Origin of the sequence: Streptomyces sp. NPDC090741, from assembly GCF_044769045.1 — a bacterium.
Lineage (GTDB): Bacteria > Actinomycetota > Actinomycetes > Streptomycetales > Streptomycetaceae > Streptomyces.
On record NZ_JBIVXF010000010.1, the window covers coordinates 112,672 to 139,654 of the forward strand.

Genomic DNA, 26,983 nt, shown 5'->3' on the forward strand with positions numbered 1-26,983 from the left:
AGGCCAGCGGCTGGCCGAGCGCAGCCTGCCCGGCCCGGCCGCGGCTCAAGCAGCGCCGCTCAGCCGACGACGACGGCCCGGGACGGCTGCCTGAGGGGCCACTGGACCATTCGGAACACAAGGAGGCGCCGTGACGGAGCTGGACCCCTTTACCGACGTGCTCGACGGCCCGATGTACGTGGTTACGGCCGCGTCCGGCGGCGAGCGGGCCGGCTGCCTGGTGGGTTTCGCCTCGCAGTGCTCCATCGACCCGCCGAGGTTCACCGTCTGGCTGTCGATCGCCAACCACACCTACCGCGTCGCGCGTGAGGCCGAATACCTCACCGTGCACCTGCTCCACCGGGACGAGCGGGCGCTGGCGGAGCTCTTCGGAGGTGAGACGGGCGACCGGGTGGACAAGTTCGCGCGGGTCGGCTGGCGTCCGGGAGAAGCAGGCAGCCCGGTCCTGGAGCAGGTGCCCATCTGGTTCACCGGCCGGATCGAAGGGCGTATCGAGGGCGGCGACCACGTGGGCTTCCTCCTGGCGCCCGTAGCAGTGTGCCCGCCGATCGAGGGCCCGCGGCCCCCACTGCTCCGGTACCGGGAGCTGCGGGACCTGGAGCCCGGCCACCCGGCCTGAGGCTACGGGCGGGGCCTGGACCAGGAGGGCATCCGTCGGCGGGCGTGCACTGAGCGGTGCGGCGATCCGCGCACGCACGCACTGATGCTCGTTCAGGCGCTCGCCGCGGTCCGCGCCTCGGCGATGACCACGTCGAGAAGGGTCAGCAGGGCGTCGCGGGCGTCCGTACGGGAGCGGGCGTCGAGCAGGAGGACGGGCGTGGCCACCCAGACACCTCCGGCGGCACTGCCGTCCGAGACCGGCGCGCTGTTGCACGCCCCTTTCGTCCTGCGCGGGCACCTTGACCACCTGCGGGCCGCGGGCCGCCGCACCCTGAGCGCGCCCGTGCTGATGGGGCAGCGCAACACTGATGGCGCCCTGCTCGCTGCCGAACGGCTGGCGGCCGCTCACCGGCCTTTCCCTGTCCGGGCCGTCCGACAGCCCGGAGCCACGGCTTCCGCGTCACTCCCCGTCGTGTGCCCAGCCCTCCGGGGCCGACGCGAAGGCGATGGTACGTAGCAGTAGCAGGGCGGTGACCTGCTCAGCGGGAATAAGCGGAATACCGTCGCCTCCGGGGATGAGCGGAATCGTGACGTGGATCATGAGACCGCCTCCGGCGGGAATGCGTCGGTGGGCGATCGCGCCGTTCCTGCTGGGAACGGCGAGGCACACCCGCAAAGGGTCGTCCGAGGTGCGCATACCCCGAGTGCCCGAGGTCAATCACCCCGGGCCCATCGGGCACCGGAGCCCGTGCTTACCCCGGGCGACGGGGGGTAGGCGCTTAGGCAAAGCCGCTTCCAGCAGCGGGAGGATCGATGACCCGACGAGTGCGCGAGGTGATGACGGGAAATCCGGTGACGGTCGAGCAGCTGACCTCGCTGGCAGAGGCCGCGCGGGTGATGCGGGACGCCGGCATCGGGGACGTACTGGTCGTCGACCAGGGCCGGCTGCGTGGCATCCTCACGGACCGGGACATCGTCGTCCGAGCGTTGGCGGAGGACAGGGACCCCGCCGAGACGACCGTGCGGGCGATCTGCAGCAGCGATCCGCTCACGGTCGGGCCCGACGACCGCGTCGACCAGGCCGTTGACCTCATGCGCCGGCACGCGCTGCGGCGCCTGCCGGTGGAGGCTGAGAGCGGTGAACTCGTCGGCATCGTCACCCTTGGCGATCTGGAGGTCGAACGCGATCCGGGATCGCCACTCTCCGCCATCGCGGCCGCCGAAGGGAGAGACCGGTGAAGCCGACGTACCAGGTGCAGCACGAGACGACGGGCTGCGCAGCGTCGACGCGGAACTGCTGGGACGACTTCGCATCGGTACTCCGGGAAATGAACTGCCTCTTCCGGCAGGGGCCCGCCCCACACCGCCGGCGGCACCCGCCAGGTACGTGCTATCGCCGGCGTGACCAGCGCCGTTACGGAGGGCGACCTCACGCAGTCGATCACCGTTGAGGCCCCGGGCGAGGCCGGAGACCTGAAGGACAGCATCAACGCGATGGTCGAGTCGCTTCGCATGACCACACGGGCCAACCAGGAGCAGGACTGGATCAAGACCAACCTCGCGCGGGTGTCCGGCCTGATCGAGCGACTGGCCGAAGCGGAACCTGCGCGGGGGCACGACACGGGATCGTCGGGCGAGCCGAAGGAGGCCCGCATGACCAGGTACGGGCCCTCGGCGTCATCCTCGGCGGTCGCTCCGGCATGAAACGGCGAAGCTGATCAGTGCAGCCGGACGTGCATGACAGCCACGATCGGGGGGAGCCGCCGGGTGAAGCCGGTACGGCCACCGGCGCCGGACCCTACCGGCCCCCAAAGCGTGGCTGGGCCCGCGGACCGCTCGTCATCATCCTGGCATTCGCGCTGGCCTGCGCCCTCTTCCTCCTCGTCAGTGGAAGAAGCCATGAGCAGCAGTAATACACCGCACGGCGACGACGTCTACCAGCCGGATGCCCCGGCGGAGCCGCAACCCGACATGGAGAACGCCCTGGATGAACCCGGTCTCGACGAGAACCTGGAGAACGGCACGCCGGGGAGAGCCTGGACCGGCGTCTCGCCCGCGAGAATCCGGAGGCTGACGCCGATCCCGACGATCCGACCCTGGACGAATTCGCCGACGAGATCGGCGAACCCGCCGAAGCCGGCCCCGTACGGGCGGGGCGGCTGGCGGGCACGTACCCCCGGATACTCGCCCTTGGCCCCCACGCGATCTCGCCCGCCACCTCGGCGACGTCAGCTGGGGAACCATGCGCCGACAACTCGACCGATGGGCACGGCACGGCCACATCCGTAAAATTGGACCCGCCGCCTACACCACACCACACCAGTCAAGGCACCCGATAACCCCCTTGCCACCAGCAAGAATCCGTCAACTACCCGACCTTGGATCAAGCCCAATGCCTCGGGCTCAGCTGGTGAGGCGGAGGCTGACTTCCAGTTCGTGCTCGCCCGGTACTGTGCCGCGGTCCTCCACGGCGAAGGCCGCGGCCAGTTCCTCCTTGACTTTGCGCACTGGGTCGGCCGCGCCGAAGAGGTCAACGTCGACGGGACCGGCCAGTGGATCCGTCGGGGCCGCACCCGCCTTGCGTCGGGTGCGGGAATCGACGGCCATGGACCACACCATGGGGTGCCCCGTAGTCGAGGCCTTCACCTCGCTGCGCGAGGGCTCGGCGCCCTCGGGGAACGCGGCTTCCAGGGCGCGGAACACCACGCCCGCGTCCTGGTGCTCGCAGCCGCTCAGATGGACACTGACGTGATCCGCGCTCTCGGAGCCGCTCATGATGTGGTACTCCCTTGTGCCGTCGAGTCTTGCCGACCAGCCCTGCTGTTGCGTCTTGCCGTCAAGACGGCTGTCAGTCCGACTGTATGGGCGGCCGTGCCGCGAGGCATCAGCATGGGGGCCGACCGGGGTCCGCCGGATGGGGCCCGGCTGATGGGCTAGGTGTGATCCGGTCTCTTGAGCGCAGGCCCCTTCCGTGAGGGAGGGGGTAGCTCATCCACAGAGTGGGTGCAGGCCCCCGAACCACTCTCACACAGAAGGCAGCTGCCTGGGCGTCAGGCGGGCGCGTTTGTCGGCCGTGCCGCTCCACGCATAGGAAGCCTGCGCAGGACGCTCCGCCCGGGAGCACGAGACTGCAGCCGAGCTCCAGTGATCTCGCCGTCCAGAAGTACACGGCACCCGCTCCTGCGTCCGGCGGGCAGACGGTCACGGGCAGAGTGGGGCTCATCCCTCCCCCCTGCCGCTCCCTGGTCATCCGGACGCTTTCCTCCACGCCGCTGCCACGACAGCCCCACCGCAGCAGCGGGGCCGCCCCGTTGAGGACTTCAATGCGTCGCCCAGGCCACCAGGTCATTGTCAGCGCACACCGGCGCAATTCACTATCGGTCGGACCTCCGGAAGCGCCCGTCGAGCCGGGCGCGGCCGACCGTCGGCCCGGTTCGTTCTCCGGTAAGTGCTCGCCGAATGCCGGGCGCCCGGCGCCCGGCGCGTGGCGTTGCCGTGGACGAGCGGTCCGTGTGAGCGATCCTGCAGAGGTCGTCAGTCGGCCGGGATCCCGCAAGACGGTGCCGTGATACGACCACCTCGAGGCTTGTCGACCGACGTGTCCAGGTGGATTCCTGATCTGAGGAGACGATGAGCATGTCGGCCGAACCCGTCGGGGGGCCCGCCGTGACACCGCTGGACGCGTTCGCGCTGGTGCGCACCCGCGGGTACGCGTGCTGCTGGTCATAACGGTGCTTCTCGGCATCCCGATCTCCGCGGTGGCCTTCGGGTTCCTCGCGCTCGTGTCCGAGCTCCAGTCGCTGACCACGCCGACGCGGTGACCGTCCTGGCCTCCGATCTGATGGACTACGTCGTCGGCGCCACCCTGTACGTCGACGGCGGGATGACGCTGTTCCCCGGCTTCGCCACCGGAGGCTGACCGCGCCGTGGACGATCACGTCACGCCCCGCCGGGTGGTGATCCTCGGCGGTGGCTTCGCCGGCCTCTTCGCCGTGCGGGCTCTGCGCAGCGCCCCGGTCGCGGTCACCCTGGTCGACCGCTGCGCCCACCACCTGTTCCAGCCGCTGCTGTACCAGTGCGCCTCCGGCATCCTCTCGGAGGGGCAGATCGCCCAGCCGCTGAGGGCGGTTCTGCGTCGCCACCCCCAGGTGCGGTGCGTGCTGGCGACGGCCACCGGCGTGGACGTGGCCGGGCGGGTCGTCCACGCGCTGAAGCCTGACGGCGGCGCGCTGGAGCTGCCCTACGACGATCTGATCGTGGGGATCGGCGTGCGGCAGTCGTACTTCGGGCACGGCGAATTCGCGTCGTACGCGCCCGGTATGAAGACGCTGGCGGACGCACTGACGGTGCGTACGAAGATCTACCAGGCCTTCGAGGCGGCCGAGGCGAGCGAGGACCCGCATGAGCGGGCGCAGTGGCTCACGTTCGCCCTGGTGGGCGGCGGCCCCACCGGGGTCGAGCTGGCCGGGCAGATCCGGGAGATCGCCGGCCATACGCTCGACCGGGAGTTCCGGGCCGTCGACCCCGGTCGGGCGCGGGTGCTGGTCTTCGAAGGCTCGGACGGTGTGCTCGGCGCGTTCGGCCCGGTGCTCTCACGCCGGGCCGCCCGCACGCTGGACGCCCTCGGCGTCGAGGTTCACCTGGGGTCGATCGTCAGCGACCCGTTCTGGGCGCCGGACGCCGACTGCCACGCCTGCATACCCGCTCTGGACGCCTCCTTGGTCTGCCGCCATTTCATGGCCGCCTGATGGGAGGGCGGCACGTCCATGTCGCGGATCATGCGACGGCATGCCGCGAACACGGCGGAGGCCGCGAGGGCCATGCCGGTGCACACCAGTGCGGTACCGGTCGCGGCCAGCACGGCACCCGTCGTGATGAGCCGGGTGTCGATCTCGATCTTCCGGTGGGACTGGTGGTGGTGATGGTTCATGACTCCACCATCCACCGGAGGTGGCCCACTTCGCATCCCGGCCAAAGGCCCAGGATGCCGCACCACTCGAGTGGCGGTACGGGTAGCGGTGGCGGCAGGCGAGGAGTGGACGAGTGGGCCTACGCCCTCGGTGCCCCATTGGCGTCGGCCGGCGGCCAGGTCACGGGGGAAGGCGCGAAGCGCCCGCGCTGTGTCTTGCGGCGGCAGCGGCTTGCCGTCCGGGCCGGCAGGATCCGTGGCAGGATGCGACTCATGTGACCAGCCGGGCACCCGCAGGAGACTTCGGGGATCGGCCTGGGGGTGGAGATCCCCTCTCCACCCCCAGGCGGAGTGGTCAATGGTCGCCCTCAGGGTGCATGTGGTCGCCCGGCTGACTGTTGGGCCGTGTATGCCCCGTGTTGGTAGCGCCGTGCGCGTCGTGGCCGGTGCCGGGTGAGCCGCCCATCATGCGGAGCATGTCCCGGCCGCCGGTGCGGAAGAACCTGATCAGGAGCGCGGTGGCCAGGAGAAGGAAGACGATGTTGAGCCAGGTGGTGTAGTTCCACGTGATCCCTTCCATGAGGATCTTGGCGTCGGCCTGGTCGGGGATGAGTCCGAGGCCGCCGAAGGTGAATTCCACGATGTACCCGGCGATGACGGTGGCGATGTAGAAGGTGCCGAGGAGGAAGAGGGCCATTTTCGGCCCGTAGTACTTCCGGTAGATGTTGAGGATCGGGAGGATCAGCAGGTCGGCGAAGATGAACGCGACGACGCCGCCGAAGCTGATACCGCCCTTCCACAGCACGACGGCGAGTGGCACGTTGCCGATCGAGCAGACGAACGAGGCGATCGCGACCAGCGGGCCGATGACAGGCCCCCACAGCTTGGACGCCAGCGGATGGCCTTCGAAGAAGAACGTGCTCCAGAACGAGTCCGGTACCCAGGCGGCGATGGCGCCGGCGATGAGCAGGCCGATGACCAGGTCCCGCAGGATCGCCGCCCACTCCATGACGAAGACGTGGCTCGTGGAGGTGAAGCCTTCGCCCGACAAAAGCCGCCGGGTGAAGGAGCCCTCCCGCTTCACGGACATGTCCATCGCGGCATGGCCCTCCATCGAGCCGGCCAGCCCGCGCTCGGCCTGCTCGCGTGCCTGGCGAAGGAGCTTGTCGCGCAGGAACAGCCGGAACAGCACCGCCAGGACGACGATCATGATGGGGCCGCCGACGAACTCCGCCGCGGTGAACTGCCAGCCCATCAGCAGGGCCAGGATCACGCCGAGCTCGACGACCAGGTTGGTGGAGGCGATCTCGAAGGCCATCGCGGCGGTGAAGTTCGCGCCCTTGCGGAACAGCGAGCGTGCCAGCGCGACCGCGGCGTAGGAGCAGGAGGAGGACGCCGCGCCGAGACCGGCGGCGATGGCCAGGGTGTGGGGGCGGTCGTCGCCGAGGTGGGAGACGACCGTGGACTTGCGGATGACGGCCTGGACCACCGCGGACAGGGCGAAGCCCAGGATCAGGGCCCAGGTGATTTCCCAGGTCATGGAACCGGCGATCGACAGTGCGTGCAGTACGGCGTGGATCATCCCTGAAGCCTTCCGGCAGCGGTACGTCCTACCGGCCATCGACACGGCTCACCTGGCCGGTGCCGCCGTGCGAGTGGGTGGGGCGCGGCCGCTGGGGCGGCGCCCCACCGGGAGTTGTCCCTACGATCCGGCCGTGGGACAGACCCCGGCACAGAAGGCCGCGAAGGCGGCGAGCGGGCAGCAGCCGAAGAGGAAGCGGCCCGGCAAGGCACAGCGCGAGGCGATCAAGCGGGCGCAGGCGGCCAAGAAGGCCGGCGGCGGAAGGCCGACCGCGAAGAAGGCGGTGCCGCTCCCGCGCGGCTCGCTGCGGGCCGCGTACCCGGGCACCTGCCCGGTCTGCCTGAAGGACTACGGCAAGGGCGACGTCATCACGAAGGTGGCCGACGGTTGGGGACAGCCCGCCTGCACGCCCCGCCGGCTGTCGGCGGCCGAGCGGGAGTTCGCCAGGAACGAGGCCCGGATCGAGAGCGGCGAGACCTACCGCGCCCAGAAGCCTTCGGACTGGCGGCTCGGCTCCTCACCGTCCAGCTCCCGCCCGGCCCGCTGAGCGGACGGCCGGGCGGTGTGGCGGCGGCCGCGGACAAACCGGCCCGGTACAGCGGTAGTCAAGGCGAAAACGGACATCCGTCGGCGGTGATCGTCAGACCGTGGTCAAGGGGCGGCTCCTCACGGTGGGTCCGGACCGCGCGCGGATCTGCGCACGGGCCGGACGACCGCCGACCCGGCCCGCAGGCCGGACGGATTTCGCACATGACGGCGATGGGCAGCGTGCGGGCGACGGTAGCGACGAAGTCCGCTCGGCCGTGCTCGGTGAGTTCGGCGTCCAGTCGGTCGAGGTGGATGCGCACGAGCCGGCGGACGACGGGACGCAGGCGTTCGAGAGCCGCGGGAGTGAAAGGACCGGGCTGAAGGCGACGCATCTGCCCGTGCACAGGAGGGTTGAGTCGCGGAAGCGTGCGCAGGATCTTGGCGCTCAGGCCGTCGGTGTCGAGGCCGCGCGTCGCACGCCACGTGTGGTCGGGCACGTGCCAGACCCGGTCGGTGAGGATCTGGAAGCATTTGGTGTGGCCGGTGACCAGGAGCGCGTATGAACCGAGGCTTACCACCGGCCCTGCGCTGCGGATCTCCTCGAAGAAGGGGAACGGGTTGTCGCGCCCGTGCCGGGATTGAAGACGGCGGATGACGCCACGCGGTGCGGGCGGGGCGGCCAAGGGTGCGGTGGCCGTGTCGGTCGGTGGCATGCGGCATGCTCCCGTGCGCGGGCAGTGCCCTGTGCGGTGTGGTCTACGCGGTGCGGAATACAGCGTCGCCGGCGCCACCCGGCTGATGCACCGGCTCGGCTTCAGCCCGCAGATCCCCGCCCGGCGGGTGGCCGAACGCGACGAGCAGTCCGTCACTGCGTGTCGGGAGGTGACCTCGGCGGAGGTAGAAGGGCCCGGGCGGCCTGCGGGGGCTACGTCTGCTTCGAGGACGAAGCCAGGTTCACCCGTAGGCCGCCTCGGGGACGGACCTGGGGCCGGCGCGGAGTGACTCCGGTCGTCACCATCAGCGGCCGGCGTTCCGGACGGCTGTCGGTTGCCGGGCTGATCGCGATGCGTCCGGGTTCCCGGACCCGGCTGTGTCACCGCCTTCGGACCCACGCCTCGGGCAAGGGCGCACGTCGCAGCATGGGCGAGCGGGACTTCATCGCGCTGGTAGATGGTGTCCACCGGCTTGTCGAGGCACCGATCGTGCTGGTCTGGGACCGCCTGAACACCCACGTCTCCCGCAAGATGCGGCAACTCGTGGCCGAGCGTGAATGGCTGACCGTGTTCCTGCTGCCCGCCTACTCATCCGACCTGAACCCCGTCGAGTGGGTATGGGCACACGTCAAACGCAGCCTCGCCGACCTCGCCGTCATGGCCCTCGACCGCTCGAATCCCTCGTCCGCAACCGCCTCAAACGCCTTCAATACCGGGCCCCACACCCTCGACGGCTTCATAGCCGGCACCGGCCTGACCCTCGACGACCCGGCGTCACCCTGACGAGCCGAAGTCAGTAGTCGTGCGGGGTGAACACGGGGGCCGTCGGAGACCGGGGCCTCCGCCGCCGAAGTCAGCCGCTGACGTTGATAGGGCGAGGTGCTGCGCGCAGTGCTGTCGACGACCTGGACTGGGTCAGCCTGCCAGTTGGGCAAGGGCCAGCGTGTGTGCGCGGGCGAGGGAGTCAGCAGCAGCGCAAGGGATGTCCGGCTGCACGCCGGTGCCCTCCCAGTTCGTGTTGGAGACGGGGTTGATGGCGCGGCCAACGGGGATGGTGGCTTCCAGGTGTGGGTGCACCGTCCAGCCGTTGCACGGATGTGCGCCGCCGCGGGTGCGCTCGCCGACGACTACGGCGCGGCCGAGCTGCTGGAGGTCGTACGCCAGCTCTTCAGCGGCAGAGAAGGTGCTGTCGCTGGACAGCACGTACAACGGCTTGCTGCCGCCGAAGCGCGCGCCGGGAACGTGCGGCAGGCTCCAGGACTGCTCGCTGCGCTCGCCGCCGCGCCAGTGCATGGTGTTGAGGTGAGTGCGCTCGTCGAGTAGGTAGCTGCAGACGAAGGCGACCGTGTCCGGGTCGCCGCCCCGGTTGGTGCGAAGGTCAACGATCAGCGCCTGGGCGCGGGAGGCCAGGGTGAGCGCGGCGGCCAGCGGTTCGGCGGCCCACTCCAGCGGAAACAGCATCGGTGCCAGCTCCACCACGGCGACCCCTCCGTCGAGCAACTCCACCCGGGGCGCACCGCCCAGCGAGGTGTCGAAGTCCCGGCGCATGGCGTCCAAGGTGGCTGCCCCCTGCTTCGGGGGCACCGGGTCGGCGTGGTGCTTCAGCCTCAGGTGCCGGTCGCCGTTGACGGACTGCAGGTCTGCGGTGACCAGCCGGGCGAGCTCCTCGGCGCCGTCGACGTCATAGGCGCCCTCGGCGAGGCGTCGTTGCAGCAGGCCGGCGAGCTGCTCGGCTATCTCGGGGAAAACGTAGTTCTCGGTCAGCAGCCGGGCTGTCTCGTCGATGACAGGGGCCGGCGGAAGCTTCGTTGAAGTCGTCATGGCAGGGAGTAGAGCACTGCCCTTGCGAAAGCGTCAACGAATTTAGACACTTTCGGTATGCGCGATCAGCCTCCCTATCTGCCACCCCCTGAGGACGTCCTGGAGATCGGTGCGCCTGAGCAGTTCGCGGCGCTCGCCCATCCGTTGCGTCAGCGGTTGCTCTTCGCCCTGGGCCACCGGCCTGCCACCACCAGCCAGCTTGCGGCGCAGCTCGACGCGAAGAAGGGCAACCTGGCCCACCACCTCAAAGTGCTCCGCGAAGCCGGGCTGGTCCACATCGCCGAGACCCGCCAGGTCCGCGGTGGCACCGAGCAGTACTACCAGCGCACGGCCCGCCACATGGTCGTCGCCGAACCCCAAGCGGCAGGCACCGCCGCGATGCTCGCCGCGTTCGCCCAGGAGCTGGACCTCTCACCCGCCGAGACCCACCTGACACTGCGCCACCTGCGTCTCAGCCCCACGAAGGCAAGAGAACTCGGCGAGACCCTCGCCCAACTGGTCGACGAGGCCGAGGAAGGTGCAGAAGACCAGCCCGTGCACGGCGTGTTGGTAGCGCTCTATCAGCAGGCCCTGCCGGCCGGCACCACCAGTTCCGCCTAGTGGTGCTTTGTTACTGACTTTGAAGGTGGGTTGTCGTGGGGGCTGGCGATCGGTGATCGTCGCGGTATGCCGGGTGTATGAGGTATCCGCAGGGTGGGTCTGACCGCGGAGAGGCAGGCGTTCCGCGAGCGGGTCCGGATGGAAGCAGTCGCAATGTTCGCCGCCGGGCGGGGCGGCACGGACATCGCGAAGGAGTTGCGGGTCAGCGTCCGGTCGGCCCAGCGTTGGCGGCAGGCCTGGCAGGAGACCGGCCAGGACGGGGTGCGCTCCCGCGGCCCGGCGTCTCGTCCGAAGCTGAGCGAGACCCTGTTCGCCGTCCTGGAGGAGGAACTGGTCAAGGGCCCGGCGGCTCAGGGCTGGCCGGACCAGCGATGGACGCTGGCCAGGATCAAGACCCTGATCGGCCGCCGGTTCCACAAGTCGATGACGCCGCCGGCCTCCCGCACCTGGAGCCGACGCGGCAGCACACCGGTCATCCGGGTCCGCGCACGCTCCCAGCGCCGCTTCTCCATCGCCGCCTTGTGCTGTTGCAAACCCGGCGAACGCCCGCGGTGGCGCCCGTTCTCCTCGATGAGGAGTCGTTCCGCGGCCGGATCGCCGCGCGAGGCGTGTCGGCGGTGCCCCCAGTGGGCCGAACCACGCCCATGACGCAGATATTGACTGTTAATTATGACAGCCTTGACAGTGATTCACGGTCAAATCTAGAGTTCGGTCAGGGCTCCCTGTGGGCCCGCGTCCAGAGGGTTGCCGATAGGGGTAAGTGTGTCTTCTGAATACGGGCATTTGATTTGGCGCAACGGCACCTTCATGCCGTGGGAAGAGGCGACGGTCCACATCAGTTCCGTCGGACACGCCTCGGTCTCCGCCGCGTTCGAAGGCGTGCACTCCTACTGGAGCGCCGAGCGGGGGGTCCTGCATGGCTTCCGGCTCCGCGACCACATGCAGCGGCTGCTGGACTCGCTCCGGCTGAGCTGGCTGGAGCCCGAGTTCGACGCGGACGCGCTCGTCGCCGCCACCGTCGAGCTGCTCGCCTCGTGGGAGGCCGGCGGCAAGGACCTCTACGTGCGCCCGTGGGGCTTCGCCGCCGGGACGCACAAGGAGCAGATGGTGCCTCGCGGCACTCCGGCCGAGATAGCCATCGAGACCTGGGAGTTCGAGAGCAAGCTCGGCCGGGGGCGTACCTGCACGCTCGCCGTCAGCTCCTGGCCCCGCTTCAACCCGGGTGCCTCTCCGGCATCGATGAAGGTGTTCTCGAACTACCACAACGGCCGGCTGGGCAATGTCGACGCCCGGGCCCGCGGCGCCGACTGGCCCGTCTTCCTCAACGGCGCCGGGAACGTCACGGAGTCGTCCGGCTCGTGCATCGCCCTGGTCAAGGGCGGCCGGATCATCACCCCGGACCTGGCCAGCGGGGTCCTGGACAGCATCACCCGCAAGACCCTGTTCCAGCTGGCCGAGGAGGAACTCGGCCTGACCGTCGAGGCCCGGCCCGTGGAGCGCACGGAGCTGTACCTCGCCGACGAGATCTTCCTGATGGGCACCGCGGCGGAGGTGCTGCCGGCCGTGGAGGTCGACGGGTTCCGCCTCGGTGACGGCAAGACCGCGGGGGAGGTCACCCGGGCGCTGGAAGCGTGCTACCACGACACGGTCCGCGCCGTCACCGCCAAGCACGACGAGTGGCTCACTCCCGTTCCGGCGGCGCCGGCACGCTGAAGCGCGGCTCGGCCGCCCGGATGCGGGCGGCGTAGAGCGCGGGGTCGAGGCCCAGTACGCGGAAGGCCGCCAGCCGTACGAGCAGCACCGGGTGGGCCCCGCGGCGGTACAGGGCGGCGACGTCGCCCCGCAGCAGCTCGTCCCGCTCGTCGGCGGTCAGCGGGCGGTCCGCGAGCTCCCGCCGCGGGTCCGCCCGCAGCCGTTCCAGGGTCCCCGGCTCGTACGCGATGTCGTAGCAGAGGCGGTCGATCGCGTGGACGCTCATCAGGGGGTCCTTTCGTCGTGTGTGATGTGCCCCGTGCGGCTCCGGCACGCGTCGATCGCGTTCCGGAGCCGTTCGCCTCGCCCGCACCGTGCGGGCGACCCGCGGCCGGCCCGCGGAGGTTCAGGCCGGTCCCCACGCCGCGAAGGCGTGTCCCTCGCCGTCCCGGTGGTCCATGTGGGCGACGGACAGGTCCGCGGCCATCTCGGCGGCGGCGATCCACGGCAGCACCTCGCCGGCGACCGTCCCGGCCTCCTCGATGCGCCGCTCCGTCGTCTGCGCCACCAGCCCGTCCAGGTCCCCGCGGTGCAGCCGGTCGGCGACCGTCCGGGCCCAGCCGGGCCGCGGTACGCCGTACAACCTGTCGGGCAGCATCCGGGGGCCGCCGACCTCCAGGGAGAAGCTGCCGCTGGCGACCACCGCGATGCGGCGGCCCGGCAGGTCCTCCAGGGCGCCCCGCAGCACTCGGCCGAGCCGTCTGCAGCGTTCGGCCGAAGGGCGGGGCGCCACCATGCCGTTGAGGTACACCGGGACGACGGGCAGCCCGCGCGTGTTGAGGAAGTGCAGCGGCACCACGACGGAGTGGTCGACCGAGTGGCCGCGCAGGGCCACCGGGTCGAAGTCCTGGCCCACCAGGCCCCGGTGGAGGGTCGCGCCGACGCCCGCGTCGAGCGCGTACGCGGTGGGGGGGACGCCCGGGACGTCGTCGTTGGGACCGAGCGCGCCGTCCCCGGTGGCGATGGCGAACGTGGGCCACATGTCCGGGGTGAACGTGTTGATGTGGTCGCAGGTCAGGACGAGGAGGACGTCCGCGTCCGCCCGTTCGACCACCTCGTCGACCGCCGCGTAGCGCTGTGCCACGTCCGCCCCGGCGGCCGTGTCGGTGCGGGCCAGGGCGGGGAAGCCGGGGGTGTGCGGGACCCCGGCGACCGCGACGATCTCAGCCACGCGCCGTCACCGCGCCCACGGCCGCGGTCCCGGGCGGTGCCGCGGCCCCGCCCCCGGAGCGGGCCGTGCGGTACATCTCCCGGAGCAGGCGCAGGGTCTCGAGCCCCGCCGTGCCGTCGGCGGCCATGGTGTGCCGGGGGTCGCGGACCGCGGCGGCGAAGTCGGCGATCTGCCGGCGGTGCGAGATGCCGTAGTAGCCGATTCCGGCGGGTGGGGGTGACACCTGCCCGCGCACGGTGCGGGCCGCCGCGCGCAGCGCGTCGCCGCCCTCGGCCAGGTGCAGCGTGCCGGGGTGGTCCAGGTCGAAGAGGACCGAGCCGCCGGTGCCGACGAGTTCGATGCGGGTGCGCCAGGTGATGCTGCTCGCGACCGTGACCTGGTACGTCACCAAAGCGCCCTGCGGGCCCCGCAGAACGGCCGCCAGGGTGTCCTCCGTCTCCATGCCGCCACGGGGAGCCGTGTGCCCGGTGGCGGCGCCGACCACGGTGAGGCCGCCGGTCAGCCAGCGCGTCACGTCGAGTGCGTGGTAGCCCTGGTTGACCAGGGCGGAGCCGCCCTCGCCGGCGAAGGTGCCGCGCCAGTAGCTCTGGGCGTAGTACGCGTCGTCGCGGCCGCACTGGAGGCTGACGGTGCCGGACACGAGGCGTCCGAGCAGGCCGTCGGCGATCCAGTCGCGCACGGCGGTGACGACCGGGTCGTAGCGGTGCTGGGAGACGACCGACAGGACGCGGCCGGCGCGTTCGGCGAGGGCCGTCAGGGCGGCGCCCTCCTTGACGGTCATGGCCAGCGGCTTCTCCACCAGGACGTGCTTGCCCGCCATGAGCGCCGCGGCGACCAGTTCGTGGTGCCCGGCGTGGTCGACGGCGACGGAGACGCTGTCGACCTCGGGGTCCGCCAAGACCTCGCGCACGTCCGAGGTCACCCGCGGGAGGCCGTACTCCCGGGCCAGGGCGCGCGCCCGGGACAGGTCGCGGTCGCAGGCCCAGCGCAGTTCGGCGTCCGGCAGCGCGGTAAATCCGTCGACGTGGTTGGGGGCTACGCGACCGCAGCCCACCACGGCATGGACAAGGGGTTTCACGGAGAACTCCTCGGGTCTCGCGGTTGCCCGCCGGATGGCAGCGCAAATGAAGGGAAAAGGCGCGCGGCGGGCTCTCGACTTCAGTCAATGTCACGCGACTTGCGAATGTCAATGCGCGGATACTTCTCTCGGTCATCCATGAAGGCTCGTTAGTGACTCAGTTAGTGACTGAGCTTGACAAGTAATCATGAAGCGGCTTGACTCTGCCTCGCCCGGCGTCGGGGCGCCGCCTCGCGGGCCGCCCCGGGGAGCTCCCTCAGCGGATCCCCGCCGGCTGATACGCACCCGACCCACGAGCCGCCCCGTCGCGGCAGACCGGAGGACGTCGTGCTCCACCCGGACGAACTGGCCCGGCGTGCCCGGCAGCGGGTCGTCGAATTGGCCGCACGCAAGGCGGTCCACCTCGGCGCCGCACTGTCCATGACCGACCTGCTCGCCGTCCTCTACACCCGAGGCCTGCGCTACCGCCCGGACCGGCCCGACTGGCCCGACCGGGATCTGCTCGTCCTCAGCAAGGGCCACGGGGCCTACGGTCTGTACGCGGTCCTCGCCGAACTCGGCGTCATCGAGGCCGACCTGGCCACCCTGCCCGGCCACCCCTCCGACTCCGTGCCCGGTGTCGAGGCCGCGACCGGTGCCCTCGGCCACGGACTGTCCCTCGGCTGCGGCATGGCCCTCGGCGCGCGGCTGGCCGGCCGGGACCAGCGGGTCGTCGTCGTGACCGGCGACGGCGAGCTCGACGAAGGAAGCAACTGGGAGGCCGCGCAGTTCGCCGCGCACCACCGCCTCGGCAACCTCGTCGCCGTCGTGGACCGCAACCGGCTCCAGCAGGAGGGGGACACCGAGAACGTGAACGCACTCGAACCGCTCGCCGACAAGTGGCGGGCCTTCGGCTGGCGCGTCGCCGAGGCCGACGGGCACGACACGGCCGCGGTCACCGACGCCCTGGCCGGACTCCGGTCCGGCGACGGCCCCGCGGTACTGATCGCGCACACCGTCAAGGGCAAGGGCGTCCCCTTCGCCGAGGGCGATCCCGCCTGGCACATGGGCTCGTTGGACGCGGAGCAGCTCCGGACGGCCCTCGCCGCACTCGGCGCACCCGCCGTCCCCGCCCTGGCGGCCGCGCGAGGTGGCCGGCCGTGACCACCACACCGCCCACCATGCGCACCGCACTCGCCGCCGCACTCGCCGAGGCGGTCGACGCGGACCCCGCCCTGGTCACCCTGGGCGCCGACGGACAGGGCCTGTTCCAGGGCGTCATGGCCCGCCACCCGCGCCGGTACCTCGACGTCGGCATCGCCGAGGCCAACCTCGTCGGAGTCGCCGCCGGACTCGCCCGCAGCGGACTGCGCCCCGTCGCCGCCGCCATGGCCCCGTTCCTCGTCCGCCGCGCCTACGAACAGCTGCGTCTCGACGTGTGCGTGCCCGAACTGCCCGTCGTCCTGCTCGGCGTCGGCGGGGGACTCGGCTACGGGCCCCTCGGCCCCACCCACCACGCCACCGACGACATCACGCTCATGTCGGCGCTGCCCCACATAAGCGTGCACTGCCCCGCCGACGCCGCCGACGCCGTGTCCGTCCTGCGCAGCGTGCTGTCGTCCGGCGGTCCCGCGTACGTACGGCTCTCCGCGCGCCAGGACCCGCCGCTGCCGGCCGCGGCGTCCGACGGCGACCCGGGCACCCCCCGGCTGCTGCGCGACGGCGACGACGTCCTGCTGCTCGCCACCGGCCGCTGCGTGGCCGAGGCCCTCGCCGCGGCCGAGGCCCTCGCCGCCGACGGAGTGGACGCCGCCGTGGCCTCCGTGACCACCCTGCACCCCTTCCCCGGGGACGCCGTCCGCGCTCTGGCCCGCTGCCGGGCGCTCGTCGTCACCGCCGCGGAGTCCCTGGGCCCCGGCGGCCTGGGGGACCGCACCGCACTGACCCTCGGCCGCGACGGCCCCCCGTTGGTGCGCCTGGAGACCGACCACCGTTACCCGCCGGTCGCCTCCCACGAAGACCTTCTCCACTTCTACGGCGTGGACAGCCGCGGCATCCGGTCCGCCGTGCTCGGCCGGTTCACCAGGAACACGAGGAAAGCGTGACGATGAGGATCCTCTCCAGCGCCCAGGCCTGCGGATTCGGGCCCGTCTCCAAGCTGGTCGCCATCACCCCCCTGCTCGCCGGCAGCCGCGTCGACTTCGTCGGCCAAGGCGTCGCACTCGACTTCGCCCGGCGCCACAGCCACCGCTTCCACCGCATCACCGAAGGCGACACCAGTCGGCACGAGGACCTCGCACAGGGCCTCGCCGACGCCGACCTCGTGGTCAGCGTCATGGACGCCGAGCTCGTCTTCCGAGCGGTGCGCGCCGGCCGCCCCGTGCTCTTCTTCGACAGCCTCCTCGGCTTCTGGCTGACCGACCGCAGCTTTGAGGAGCTGGCGGCGCGCGCGCAGCTCGTCCGCTGGGCCGACCACGACACCGCCCGCTACGTCTTCGACACCCTCGCCCCGCACGAGCGCATCCTGCTGGCGCACCTCCTCGCCCGCCGGTCCTACGCGCAGAACTTCCCCGGAGTCCCCGCGCGCATCGCCGCCCTGGCAGCGACGGGCGCCGACCACATCGAGCTGTGCGGTCCCATCGTCGACCGGGGCGCCCTGGAAGGCGCCCTCACCGAACCACCCCCGGAGCGGCCCGCCGGCCTGCTGATCAACCTCGGCGGCTTCCAGAACTTCTTCCTGGACTACGAGTCCCACAACGCCTACCTCGACCTCGTGCGCCGCTGGGTCTCCGAACTGGCCGTGGCCCGGCCCGAACTCGGCCGCATCCTGGTCTGCGGCGGAGCGTTCCGCCGGGGCGTCACCGAGACCCACGGCGACGTGGAGGTCGAGTACGCCTTCCTGCCCCAGACGGAGTTCCTGCGCCAGCTCGCCCACACCCCGCTCTACGCCGTCCCGCCGAGCCTCACCTCGCTGCACGAGTCCGTCATCCTGCGCCGGCTCCCGCTGCTGCTCCCCGAGCAGCACTACGGACACATCGCCAACCTGAGGGCCCTGCGCGGCACCGTCGCCGGCGACATCGCGGCCAGCCTCACCGACCTCGGCAGCAGGTTCATCGTCCCCGAGGACGACCTGGAGGGCACCAAGGCCCTCGACCGGCTCACCCGCGAGCTGCTCACGGACGAGTCCGGCTACCGCCGACTCGCCGACCACCTGGACACGCGCCTGACCGCCTACCAGGAGCTGACGGAAGAGGAACGCGGCGCCGCCGTCGACGAACTCGGCGCCCTGCTCGGCGGACCCGCACTGGCCGAACTCCTGGACCGCGTCGACCTCACCCCCGCCACCGCCGGGAGCACCGCATGACCCGCACCCCCGCCCTGCCCCCGCCCGCCCCCGTGGACCTCGCCGACCTGACCGAACGCAGCGTCGACACCGACGAGGTGGCCCGGCTGATGCTCGCCGCCCACCTGGAACGCACCGGCACCCCCGAGCCCGGTCCCGACCGCGTGCGCTCGGCCACCTGGACACCGGCCGGCGCCCGCAAGGTCCGCCGCCGCACCTTCGTCCGGCTCGACATCGACGGCGCGCCCGTCGCCGTCGCCAAGGTCCCGCTGTCCGTCACCGATCCCAAACTGGCCCGGGAGCTGGAGATCCTGCGCGGCTTCCCCGCCCCCGCCCCCCTCGGCAGCCCCGTGCCGCTGGACGCCCTGTGCGGCGGGTTCACCATGACCCACCTGCCCGGCGTCGACCTGCCCACCGCCGTCGCGGGCACCGACGGGCCCGGCGCCCTGTGGCAGGTGCTGCGCCCCGCCGTCGAACGGGTGGCCGAACTGCACCTGTCCGGAGGAACGTCCGGCCCGGCGACCACCCCGGACCAGGCACTCGAGACGGCCGCCGCGTACGTCCGCGAACCCGAGTTCGGCGTCCCGCACGCCGACGAGGCGCTGCGCACGGCCCTGCTCGCGCCCACCCACGGCGACCTGGGCCCGTGGAACGTGCGCTACGACGCCCGTGACGGCTCCGCCCGGGTGCTGGACTTCGAGGACTACCGTGCCACCGGCATCGCCGCCATGGACGTCGTGAACCTGCTCGTCACGACGGCCCTGCCGGTCTTCCCGGACTACCCGGAACACGGCTTCGACTGGCTCTACGACCAGGTCTTCGCCTCCGACCACTGGTTCCGGTCCGTCCTGCAGCAGGGACTGGACCACTACGCCGCGCTCACCGGGCAGCACCCCGGCCGCGTCCTCGACCTGCTGCCCTTCACCTGCCAGTGGCTCATCGAGCGCATCGAGGCCGAAGGCCGCGACACCAGCGGGCTCTTCTACCGCACCTTCGTCGAGCGCTACCTGGAGCGGCGCCCTACGGACCACGGGAGCAGCCATGTCTGAGCAGACCCGTACCACGCCCGCGGACACGGTCGTCATCGGCGGCGGTCCCGCCGGACTGTTCGCCGCGCTCACCCTGGTCCGGGCGGGCCGGCGCGTCGTCCTCCTCGAAGCGGGCGGCGACATGACCGAGAGCCTGTGCCCCCGGCTCGTGGCCCGCATGAAGGGGCGCACGGTCCGCGACGCGGAGAAGTTCCGCCTGCAGTGCGCGCGCTGCACCTGCCTCACCGGACTCGGCGGCGCGGCGTTCCACTTCGACACCAACCTCGGATACATCTCCTCGCTCACCCGCTCCAAGATCGAGACGGCGCCCGACGGGACGGTCCGCTCCTACAGCGGCCTGGAGCGCGCCCTCGGCTCCTTCGACCGCGCCCAGGACCTCATCTCCGAGGCGTACCGCATCCTCTACGAGCTGGGCCTGCCGCCCGCCGGACCGGCGCACGAGGCCGACGGCGCCCTCCTCGGCGACGGCACCGTCTTCCAGCACGTCGACACGGCGTACTCGCAGAGCGTCACAGTGGACGACTCCCTCGTCGTCATCGCCCGGCTCAGGGCCGAACTGGAACACGGGGGCGGCAGCGTCCTGCTGCGCCACCGGGCCACCGATGTCGAGCCGCTGACCGGGGGCGGCTTCCACGTCCGCGCCGACACCCCCGACGGGCCCGCCGTGTTCCGCGCCGACGACGTCATCGTCGGCGTCGGCAAGCTCGGCCTGCCCTGGGTGCGTGACCTCGCCGGACGGGTCGGCGTACGCCACCGGCCCAGCAGCCGCGTCGACCTGGGCGTGCGGCTGGAGGCGGCCCGCGAGGACCTCGCGCCCCTGCTGGACGGCTGCCACAACCCCAAACTGTCGTTCCTCAACGAAGAGGGCCATTCGGTCCGGACGTTCTGCGTGTGCGAAGGCGGTCGCGTCATGCAGTACGGCTTCCTCGACGCCGTCGCGCTCGACGGGCAGCACTGCCTGAACCAGCCCACGACCAAGTCCAACCTCGGCATCCTCACCACCGTCGACCTGCCCGAAGGAACCGACGGCACCGAACACGCCGCCGCCTTCGCCCGGCGCGTCGCCGCCCACGGCTCCGGCAGGCCCGTCGTCAGCACCGTCGACGAGCTGGCCGGACGGCCCGCCCCGGACGGCCCGCTCGCCACCAGCCTCATCAGCTACCACCACGGCGACCTGCGCGACTGCCTGCCCGCCTCCACCGTCCGCGACGTCCTCGCCATGGTCGACCGGCTCAACACCCTCCACCCAGGGCTCGTTCCCGGCACGGCCACGGTCGCGGCGCCCGTCGTCGAACGCCTCTTCCCCGACCTGGACCTCTCCGACGACCTGGAGTCCTCCGTCCCCGGCCTGTACTTCGTCGGCGACAGCTCCTCGAAGATCATCGGCATCACGTACGGCGCCGCCACCGGCATGGCCGCGGCCCGCTCCGTCCTGCAGCGCCGGGGCGCCACACCACCTGCGGCCGGCACGGCCACGGCCATGACCCCGGCCGCGAGCGGGGGACCCCGATGATCGTCCTGCCGCACCGCGTACGCGCCGCCACCCCGCCCCGCCCGGCGCACTGCACCACCCCCCTGTCCGCACCCGCGGCGGCCCTGCTCGACGGACCCGAAGGCCACCTGGCGCTCGCCGCGCTGACCCATCTGCTGCTCCACCGCTACGGAACCGGCTGGGACGTCTTCGGCGCCACCGGCGCGACATCGCGGTGCTACCTCCCCGCCGAGGACCAGGAGAGCGCCACCCTGGCGCAGCTCACCGCGGCCGCCCGCGCCGTCGACGCCGCCCTGCCGTCCGACGGCGCACCGTACGCGGCGGTGCTCCCCGCCCGCCCGGACACCGAGCCGCCCGCCCTCGGACGACCCGTCTGGACCGCCGCCGCCGAGGGCCCGGACCTCCACCTCGCCTACGACGGCGCCCTCGTGGACGCCACCACCGCGGAACACGTGGCCCGGCACCTGGCCCTGCTCGCCGACCGCGCGGCGCGGGAGCCCTCGACCACCGCGGGAGCCGTCGACCTGCTCCTGCCGGACGAGCGCGAACTGCTGCTGGACACCTGGAACGCACCACCCACCCCGCACGCGGACACCACCCTGCACCGCATGATCCGTGAGCAGGCCGCCCGCACCCCCGACGCGATCGCCCTGCGGGACGGCGCCGCCGAGCTGACGTACGGCGAACTCGACGCCGCCTCCGACCGGTTCGCCCGCCGGCTGCGCCCGCACCTCGCCGGGCCCGGTGACCTCGTCGTCCTCACCGGCGACCGGGACCTCGCGCTCTTCACCGCCGTCCTCGGAATCTGGAAGGCCGGGGCCGGCTTCGTCCACCTCGACCCGCACCTGCCGGACCTGCGGGCCGAGGAGGTCCTGCGCGTCACCGCGCCCGCGATCACGCTGACCACCGCGACCGGTCACCGGGCCGTCGCGGACCGGGCCCTCGATGCCGCAGCGTTCCTCGACGGCGCACCGGACCCCGGCGCGGCCGACGGCCCGCCCGGTGCCCCCGACGACCGGGCCCGCCCCGACACCACCGCCTACGTCCTGTTCACCTCCGGCAGCACCGGCACCCCCAAGGGCGTCGTCCGTCCGCACCGGATGCACACCTCGCGCATCCGGCTGGAGCAGGGGATGTACGGCATGGGCCCGGAAGACCGGCACCTGCTGAAGTCGCCCATCAGCTTCCGGGAGTTCGCCTGGCCGCTGGCGACCGGCGGCACGGCGGTGCTGGCGGCCCCCGGCAAGGACCGGGACGACCGCCACCTCGCGGAACTCATCCACGACCAGCGCATCACCACCGTCAGCTTCGTGCCGTCCATGCTGCGGCTGCTGCTCACCCAGCCCGCGTTCCGCACCGCGCCCGCACTGCGCCACGTCTTCGTCGGCGGCGAGGCCCTCGGGCAGGACCTCGAAGACGAACTGCGCGCCCTCGGCTTCGAGGTCCACAACACGTACACCCTCAGTGAGGCGGACTACGTGTGCCACCGCACCGGACCGCTCACCGCCCCCCGACCCGAGGGCGCGGTCGGGACCGTCGTCGGCGTTCCGCTCGACATGCGGACCTACCTCTGCGACACGGCAGGCCGGCTGGTGCCGCCCGGCGTCGTCGGTGAGATCCACACCGGCGGACCCGGGCTGGCCGACGGCTACCTCGGCCGCCCGGACCTGACCGCCGAGCGCTTCCGCCCCAACCGGATCGACCCCACCGGCCCCGAGGTCCTCTTCCGCACCGGAGACCTCGCCCGCCACCTGCCCGACGGCCAGATCGAGTACCTCGGACGCGCCGACGACCAGGTCAAGGTCCGCGGACAGCGGGTGGAACCCGCCGAGGTGGAGACCGTACTGCGCACGCACCCGGACATCGCCGACGCGGCCGTCGTCGGCATCCCGGACCCCGACCAGGGCGCCGTCCTCGCGGCCTACGTCGTGCCCGAGCACGACGAGGTCCCGCCCCAGCGGCTGCGCGAGCATCTCGCCGCCCGGCTCCCGGACTTCATGGTGCCCGCGCACCTGGCCTCGGTCCCCGCCCTGCCGCTGCTCGGCAGCGGCAAGGTCGACCGCAACGCACTGCGCGTGTCACCGCGCACCCGCCCCGCCCTCGACGTGCCCTGCACCCCGCCTGCCACCGCCGACCAGGAGCGCGCCGCCGTACTCGTGGCACGCGTCCTCGGCCTCGACACCGTGGGCATCGACGACGACTTCTTCGCCCTGGGCGGCGACTCCCTGCGCCTGATGATGCTGCGCGGCGCGCTGGAGTCGGCCAGCGGCCGAGCGATCGCCCTCGCCGACGTCCTCGCCGCCCGCACCCCGCGCGGCCACGCCCGGCTCCTCGGCGAGGCGACCGGCTCCGTCGACGCCCGCCGCCCCGCCGAACGCCGGCGCCCGCCGCGGCGCGCCGGCACCGTCACAGCCCCCCGCACCCGACCGTCCGAAGGAGGCGAACCCAGGTGAGCGCCCCCCTGCCCGGCCACCACGCCCCGGCCCCGGCCGCGGACGCGGACGACGAGTACGCCGTGGCCGTCGTCGGCATGGCCGTCCGCCTGCCCGGCTGCGACAGCCTCGACCGCTACTGGGAGATCCTCGCAGCGGGCGAGGACGCCGTCACCCGGCGCACGCAGGAGCCCGGCACGTTCGTCCCGGCCTACGGCACCGTCCCCCGGCCCGCCCACTTCGACCCGGCACGCTTCGGCATCGCCCCCTCCGAGGCCCTGCTCCTCGATCCGCAGCATCGGCTGCTCCTGGAGGCCGCCGACGAGGCGCTGGAGGCCGCCAACGTCGACCGCGTCCGTACCCCGGCCGTCAGCATCTACGCCGGTGTCGGCCACAACGACTACGAACGCTGGGTGGGCACCGCCCTCGCCGGGCAGCCCGGCGTCGACGCCCAGGCCCTGGAGGTCACCAACCGCGGTGACTACGCCGCCACCCGCGTCGCCTACCGGCTCGGCCTGCACGGCGCCGCCGTGACCGTCCAGTCCGCCTGCTCCACCGCGCTCACCGCCGTCCACCTCGCCGTGCAGGACCTCCTCGCCCACGGCAGCGACCTCGCCGTCGCCGGCGTCGCCGCCGTGCGGGTGCCGGCCCCGGGCGGATACGACGCGCCACTCGGCGGCATCGGATCGCCGGACGGCGTGTGCCGCCCCTTCGACCGTGCGGCCGGCGGCTCCGTACCGGGCGACGGCGCCGGCGCCGTGGTCCTCAAGCGCCTCGGCGACGCGGTGCGCGACGGCGACGACATCTGGGCGGTCGTCCGCGGCACCGCAATGAACAACGACGGCTCCGGCAAATCCGGCTTCGCCGGCGTCGACGCCGCCGCACAGGCCGAGGTCATCCGGACCGCCCTGCACGTCGCCGGTCTCCGGCCGGAGGACATCGACTACGTCGAGGCGCACGGCAGCGGCACCCGCATCGGCGACGCCACCGAGTGGAGCGCCCTCGGCGAGGTCTTCGCCGACGTGGACCACCCCGTCCGCGTGGGCGCCGCCAAGGGCGGCCTCGGCCACCTCCGGGAGGCCGCGGGGCTCGCCGGACTCGTCAAGGCCGTGCTGTCGCTGCGGCACGGACGGCTCGTCGCCACCCCGCACTTCGACCGGTTGCCCTCCGACCTCGCCCGTACGGGCGGCCCGCTGCACCCGCTCGGCGAAGCCCTCGACTGGCCGCCCGCCGAGGGTCGCCCCCGGCGCGCCGGAGTCAGCGCCTTCGGCCTCGGCGGGACGAACTGCCACGTCGTCCTCGAAGAGGCCCCGCCACGGCCCCAGGAGCACGGACAGGGCACGGACGGCGCGCAATTGCTGCTGGTCTCCAGCCATCACCCCGACGCGCTGACCGCCGACCTCGACGCCCTGCGCGACCACCTCGACCGGCACCCTGCGCGTGCGGCGGTCACCGCCTGGACCACCCAGACCGCACGCCACCGCCACCCGCACCGCGGCTACGCCGTCGTCACCCCCGAAGGCGGCACCCGGGCGGCCTTCGACGCCGACCGCCTGCGCGTACAGCACGGCCGGGCCCCGTCCGGACCGCCCGAGGTCGTCTTCGTCCTGCCGGGCATCGGCAGCCACTACCCGGGCATGGGAGCCGGCCTCGCCGCCACCGACCCGGTGTTCGCGAGCCACCTGCGGGCCGCCGTCGAGATCGCCGACGGACTGACGGACGGAGCCGTGGGCCGGTCCTTCGCCGCCCCCGAGCCGCGCCCCGCCGGTGACGGCGGCCGCGTCGACCTGCTGGCCCTGCTGCGCCGCGACGGCGCCGCCCGTCCGCCCCGCCGCGCGCTGCGCGAGGTCCACCTGTCGCTGTTCTGCCTCGAACACGCCATGGCCCGCACCCTCATCGACCTCGGCATCCGGCCCGCCGCCCTCCTCGGCCACAGCCTGGGGGAGTGGGTGGCCGCCGTACTGGCCGGCGTCATCGGCCTCGACGACGCCATGGCGGCCGTCGCCCGCCGGGCCGACCTCGTCGTGACGGCCGGGGAGGGCGCCATGCTCGGCGTGCTCGCCCCCGCGGAGGACGTCGAGAAGTACGCCGCCGACGGCACCTGGCTCGCCGCCGACAACGGACCCGGGCACTGCGTGTTCTCCGGGCGCCCGGACGCGGTCACCGCACTCGCCGGCCGGCTGCGCGAAGACGGCTTCACCGTCCTGCCCGTCGACACCGCCCACCCCTTCCACACCCCCCAGCTCACCCAGGCCGCCGACCTGCTGGGCGAGGACATGCGCGACGTGCCGCTGGGCCCGGCGCGCATCCCCATCGCCTCCAGCGTCCTCGGCCGCTGGCTCGACGGGGAGACGCCCACGCCCTCCTACTGGCGCGACCACATGGTCGGCCGCGTCCGGTTCCGGACCGCCGCCGGGCTGGTCCTGGCCCGCCACCGCGTCCTGATCGAGGTGGGTCCCGGCACCGCACGCCCGTGGATCGGCCAGAGCGACCCCGACGCCGTCTGCGTACGGACCGTCCGGCAGTCCTACGAGCACGTGCCCGACCGGCAGGTCCTGCTGGAGGCCCTCGGCGAGCTGTGGACCCACGGCGTCGAGGCCGAGTGGGAGCGCCTGCACCCGGCACCCGGTCGCAGGACCACCCTGCCGCCCCGGAACCTGATCCGGCGCCGGTACCTCCCCGACACACCGCCGCCCGCCGACCCCTTCGCGCCGTCGGCGCCCGTACCGGCGGCCGGCACGCCCGCGACTGCGGCCGGGGGAGAGCAGAACGGACCGGAGCACCGCCCGGATCCGGCGGCCGGCCCGCAGCCGCCCTCGACGGTGGGCGGGTACCTCGCGGAGCGCTTCCGCCTGATCCTCGGCCTGCGCGAGGTCCACCCCGACGACCACTTCTTCCACCTCGGCGGCGACTCGCTGATGGGGGTCCACCTGATCGCGGGCCTGAAGGAACTCACCGGTACGGCCGTGCCCCCCTCCATCGTCTTCGCTTCCGCGACCCTCGGCGGCATGACGCGCGAGGTGGAGGCCTGGCTGGCCGCCGCGGAGCAACAGCAGCCAGAACCCCTCGACGACAACGAAAGCCGCAGGCCATGACCCCACCCACCATCGGCGTGCTCGGAGCCGGAGTCATCGGATCCAGCGTCGCCCACGCCGCCGCGGTGGCCGGCTACACGGTGACGCTCGTCGACTCCGACCCCGCAGCGCTCGCCACCGCCCGCCGCACCGTCCGCCGCCACCAGCGCCTGGCCACCCTCCTCGGCGGCACGAGCGCCCCGGCGCTCGACATCCGCCCCGCCACCGACCTCGCCGCCCTCGCGGACGTCGGGTTCGTCGTGGAGAACACCACCGAGTCGGAGCGGGCGAAGAGGGCCCTCTACCCGGAGCTGGAGAAGGTCCTCGCCCCGGGCACGACCATCGCCGCCAACACCTCCGCGGTCCCCATCGGCCGGCTTGCCGAAGGGCTCACCGACCCGGGTCGGGTCGTCGGCGTCCACTTCATGAACCCGGTCGACCGGATCGACATGGTCGAGGTCGTCCGCGGCGAGGACACCTCCGACGCCGCCCTGCGGGACGTCGACCTGATGCTGCGGCGCATGGGCAAGAAGGCCGTCGTCGTCCGTGACGCGTCCGGCTTCGTGATCAACCGCGTCCTGATGCCGGTCGTCAACCTCGCCGCCGCCGTCGTCGCGGACGGCGTCGCCACCCCGAGCCAGGTCGATGACCTCTTCAAGGGCTGCCTCGGCCACACCTCGGGCCCGCTGCGCACCGCGGACCTCATCGGCATCGACACCGTCGTCCGCACCCTGGAGGTGCTGCACGAGCACTACGGGACCGACGAGTTCGTCACCCATCCGGCGCTGCGCCGGATGGTCGACCAGGGCCGGCTCGGCGCGAAGAGCGGCCGAGGCTTCTACTCCTACGACGGGAACTGA

25 protein-coding genes and 2 pseudogenes are annotated in these 26,983 nt (G+C 72.5%); 20 read left to right on the forward strand and 7 right to left on the reverse strand.

What is annotated here, in order from left to right:
• The first annotated feature begins 130 nt into the window (after window positions 1-130).
• The 4 genes and pseudogenes from ACIQU4_RS26150 (at window position 131) to ACIQU4_RS26165 (ending at window position 2,513) form a co-directional block, all read left to right on the forward strand.
• Window positions 131-619 (forward strand): flavin reductase family protein, encoded by a 489-nt coding sequence (locus tag ACIQU4_RS26150; protein ID WP_403735270.1) that lies wholly within the window; start codon window positions 131-133, stop codon window positions 617-619.
• A 794-nt stretch (window positions 620-1,413) separates the two neighbouring features.
• Window positions 1,414-1,839, forward strand: a complete 426-nt coding sequence (locus ACIQU4_RS26155; protein ID WP_403735273.1) for a CBS domain-containing protein — start codon at window positions 1,414-1,416, stop codon at window positions 1,837-1,839.
• Window positions 1,840-1,974: 135 nt separating this feature from the next.
• Window positions 1,975-2,184, forward strand: a pseudogene (locus ACIQU4_RS26160) (HAMP domain-containing protein); the annotation flags it as partial.
• A 149-nt stretch (window positions 2,185-2,333) separates the two neighbouring features.
• Window positions 2,334-2,513, forward strand: a complete 180-nt coding sequence (locus tag ACIQU4_RS26165; RefSeq protein WP_403735275.1) for a DUF6480 family protein — start codon at window positions 2,334-2,336, stop codon at window positions 2,511-2,513.
• A 490-nt stretch (window positions 2,514-3,003) separates the two neighbouring features.
• On the opposite strand, the gene ACIQU4_RS26170 is transcribed toward ACIQU4_RS26165, so the two are convergent.
• On the reverse strand, window positions 3,004-3,375 hold the full coding sequence (locus ACIQU4_RS26170; RefSeq protein ID WP_403735278.1) for a hypothetical protein: 372 nt from the start codon (window positions 3,373-3,375) through the stop codon (window positions 3,004-3,006).
• Between the two features lie 1,151 nt (window positions 3,376-4,526).
• On the opposite strand from ACIQU4_RS26170, the gene ACIQU4_RS26175 reads away from it, so the two are divergent.
• Window positions 4,527-5,348 carry an NAD(P)/FAD-dependent oxidoreductase gene (locus ACIQU4_RS26175; RefSeq protein ID WP_403735280.1) on the forward strand — a complete coding sequence of 274 codons (822 nt, stop codon included), beginning with the start codon at window positions 4,527-4,529 and terminating at the stop codon, window positions 5,346-5,348.
• 30 nt (window positions 5,349-5,378) lie between these two features.
• Window positions 5,379-5,522 (forward strand): hypothetical protein, encoded by a 144-nt coding sequence (locus ACIQU4_RS26180; protein WP_403735283.1) that lies wholly within the window; start codon window positions 5,379-5,381, stop codon window positions 5,520-5,522.
• 342 nt (window positions 5,523-5,864) lie between these two features.
• Here the strand turns inward: ACIQU4_RS26180 and ACIQU4_RS26185 are convergent, their stop codons facing one another.
• Complete coding sequence (locus ACIQU4_RS26185) at window positions 5,865-7,088, reverse strand: permease (RefSeq protein ID WP_403735810.1); 1,224 nt, start codon at window positions 7,086-7,088, stop codon at window positions 5,865-5,867.
• A 136-nt stretch (window positions 7,089-7,224) separates the two neighbouring features.
• Between ACIQU4_RS26185 and ACIQU4_RS26190 the strand changes: the two genes are divergently transcribed.
• Window positions 7,225-7,638 carry a hypothetical protein gene (locus ACIQU4_RS26190; protein ID WP_403735285.1) on the forward strand — a complete coding sequence of 138 codons (414 nt, stop codon included), beginning with the start codon at window positions 7,225-7,227 and terminating at the stop codon, window positions 7,636-7,638.
• A 58-nt stretch (window positions 7,639-7,696) separates the two neighbouring features.
• Here ACIQU4_RS26190 and ACIQU4_RS26195 read toward each other — a convergent pair whose 3' ends face one another.
• On the reverse strand, window positions 7,697-8,332 hold the full coding sequence (locus ACIQU4_RS26195; RefSeq protein WP_403735288.1) for a hypothetical protein: 636 nt from the start codon (window positions 8,330-8,332) through the stop codon (window positions 7,697-7,699).
• On the opposite strand from ACIQU4_RS26195, the pseudogene ACIQU4_RS26200 reads away from it, so the two are divergent.
• Window positions 8,331-8,480 (forward strand): annotated as a pseudogene (locus tag ACIQU4_RS26200) (winged helix-turn-helix domain-containing protein); the annotation flags it as partial. The gene ACIQU4_RS26195 and the pseudogene ACIQU4_RS26200 sit on opposite strands and share 2 nt — an antisense overlap.
• A gap of 11 nt (window positions 8,481-8,491) precedes the next feature.
• Window positions 8,492-9,115: a transposase gene (locus tag ACIQU4_RS26205; RefSeq protein ID WP_403735290.1), complete on the forward strand. Its 624-nt coding sequence runs from the start codon at window positions 8,492-8,494 to the stop codon at window positions 9,113-9,115.
• A gap of 132 nt (window positions 9,116-9,247) precedes the next feature.
• On the opposite strand, the gene ACIQU4_RS26210 is transcribed toward ACIQU4_RS26205, so the two are convergent.
• Complete coding sequence (locus ACIQU4_RS26210; RefSeq protein ID WP_403735293.1) at window positions 9,248-10,153, reverse strand: S41 family peptidase; 906 nt, start codon at window positions 10,151-10,153, stop codon at window positions 9,248-9,250.
• Window positions 10,154-10,210: 57 nt separating this feature from the next.
• Between ACIQU4_RS26210 and ACIQU4_RS26215 the strand changes: the two genes are divergently transcribed.
• From ACIQU4_RS26215 to ACIQU4_RS26225, 3 genes are all read left to right on the forward strand, one after another.
• Window positions 10,211-10,753 (forward strand): ArsR/SmtB family transcription factor, encoded by a 543-nt coding sequence (locus tag ACIQU4_RS26215; RefSeq protein ID WP_403735296.1) that lies wholly within the window; start codon window positions 10,211-10,213, stop codon window positions 10,751-10,753.
• A gap of 93 nt (window positions 10,754-10,846) precedes the next feature.
• A complete protein-coding gene (locus ACIQU4_RS26220; protein ID WP_403735299.1) occupies window positions 10,847-11,401 on the forward strand; it encodes a helix-turn-helix domain-containing protein in 555 nt (184 codons plus the stop codon).
• A gap of 114 nt (window positions 11,402-11,515) precedes the next feature.
• Window positions 11,516-12,466, forward strand: coding sequence for an aminotransferase class IV (locus ACIQU4_RS26225; protein WP_403735302.1), 951 nt, complete (start codon window positions 11,516-11,518; stop codon window positions 12,464-12,466).
• Here the strand turns inward: ACIQU4_RS26225 and ACIQU4_RS26230 are convergent.
• From ACIQU4_RS26230 to ACIQU4_RS26240, 3 genes are all read right to left on the reverse strand, one after another.
• Window positions 12,435-12,731, reverse strand: coding sequence for a hypothetical protein (locus tag ACIQU4_RS26230; protein WP_229343881.1), 297 nt, complete (start codon window positions 12,729-12,731; stop codon window positions 12,435-12,437). The genes ACIQU4_RS26225 and ACIQU4_RS26230 overlap by 32 nt on opposite strands.
• A gap of 120 nt (window positions 12,732-12,851) precedes the next feature.
• Complete coding sequence (locus ACIQU4_RS26235) at window positions 12,852-13,676, reverse strand: hypothetical protein (RefSeq protein WP_403735306.1); 825 nt, start codon at window positions 13,674-13,676, stop codon at window positions 12,852-12,854.
• Complete coding sequence (locus ACIQU4_RS26240) at window positions 13,669-14,754, reverse strand: Gfo/Idh/MocA family protein (protein WP_403735308.1); 1,086 nt, start codon at window positions 14,752-14,754, stop codon at window positions 13,669-13,671. The genes ACIQU4_RS26235 and ACIQU4_RS26240 overlap by 8 nt, the downstream gene beginning before the upstream one ends.
• 327 nt (window positions 14,755-15,081) lie before the next feature.
• Here ACIQU4_RS26240 and ACIQU4_RS26245 point away from each other — a divergent pair, with 327 nt between their 5' ends.
• The 8 genes from ACIQU4_RS26245 to ACIQU4_RS26280 are packed head-to-tail and all read left to right on the forward strand — an operon-like array spanning window position 15,082 to window position 26,983.
• Entirely contained in the window at window positions 15,082-15,897 is an 816-nt protein-coding gene (locus ACIQU4_RS26245; protein WP_385575845.1) for a transketolase, read from the forward strand.
• On the forward strand, window positions 15,894-16,838 hold the full coding sequence (locus ACIQU4_RS26250; RefSeq protein ID WP_403735311.1) for a transketolase C-terminal domain-containing protein: 945 nt from the start codon (window positions 15,894-15,896) through the stop codon (window positions 16,836-16,838). The genes ACIQU4_RS26245 and ACIQU4_RS26250 overlap by 4 nt, the downstream gene beginning before the upstream one ends.
• 2 nt (window positions 16,839-16,840) lie before the next feature.
• Window positions 16,841-18,097 (forward strand): hypothetical protein, encoded by a 1,257-nt coding sequence (locus ACIQU4_RS26255; protein ID WP_403735313.1) that lies wholly within the window; start codon window positions 16,841-16,843, stop codon window positions 18,095-18,097.
• Complete coding sequence (locus tag ACIQU4_RS26260; protein ID WP_403735315.1) at window positions 18,094-19,125, forward strand: phosphotransferase; 1,032 nt, start codon at window positions 18,094-18,096, stop codon at window positions 19,123-19,125. Before ACIQU4_RS26255 ends, ACIQU4_RS26260 begins: the two co-directional genes overlap by 4 nt.
• Window positions 19,118-20,638 carry an FAD-dependent oxidoreductase gene (locus ACIQU4_RS26265; RefSeq protein WP_403735318.1) on the forward strand — a complete coding sequence of 507 codons (1,521 nt, stop codon included), beginning with the start codon at window positions 19,118-19,120 and terminating at the stop codon, window positions 20,636-20,638. Before ACIQU4_RS26260 ends, ACIQU4_RS26265 begins: the two co-directional genes overlap by 8 nt.
• Window positions 20,635-23,070 carry a non-ribosomal peptide synthetase gene (locus ACIQU4_RS26270; protein WP_403735321.1) on the forward strand — a complete coding sequence of 812 codons (2,436 nt, stop codon included), beginning with the start codon at window positions 20,635-20,637 and terminating at the stop codon, window positions 23,068-23,070. Before ACIQU4_RS26265 ends, ACIQU4_RS26270 begins: the two co-directional genes overlap by 4 nt.
• On the forward strand, window positions 23,067-26,144 hold the full coding sequence (locus tag ACIQU4_RS26275; protein ID WP_403735323.1) for a type I polyketide synthase: 3,078 nt from the start codon (window positions 23,067-23,069) through the stop codon (window positions 26,142-26,144). Before ACIQU4_RS26270 ends, ACIQU4_RS26275 begins: the two co-directional genes overlap by 4 nt.
• Complete coding sequence (locus ACIQU4_RS26280; RefSeq protein WP_403735325.1) at window positions 26,141-26,983, forward strand: 3-hydroxyacyl-CoA dehydrogenase family protein; 843 nt, start codon at window positions 26,141-26,143, stop codon at window positions 26,981-26,983. Before ACIQU4_RS26275 ends, ACIQU4_RS26280 begins: the two co-directional genes overlap by 4 nt.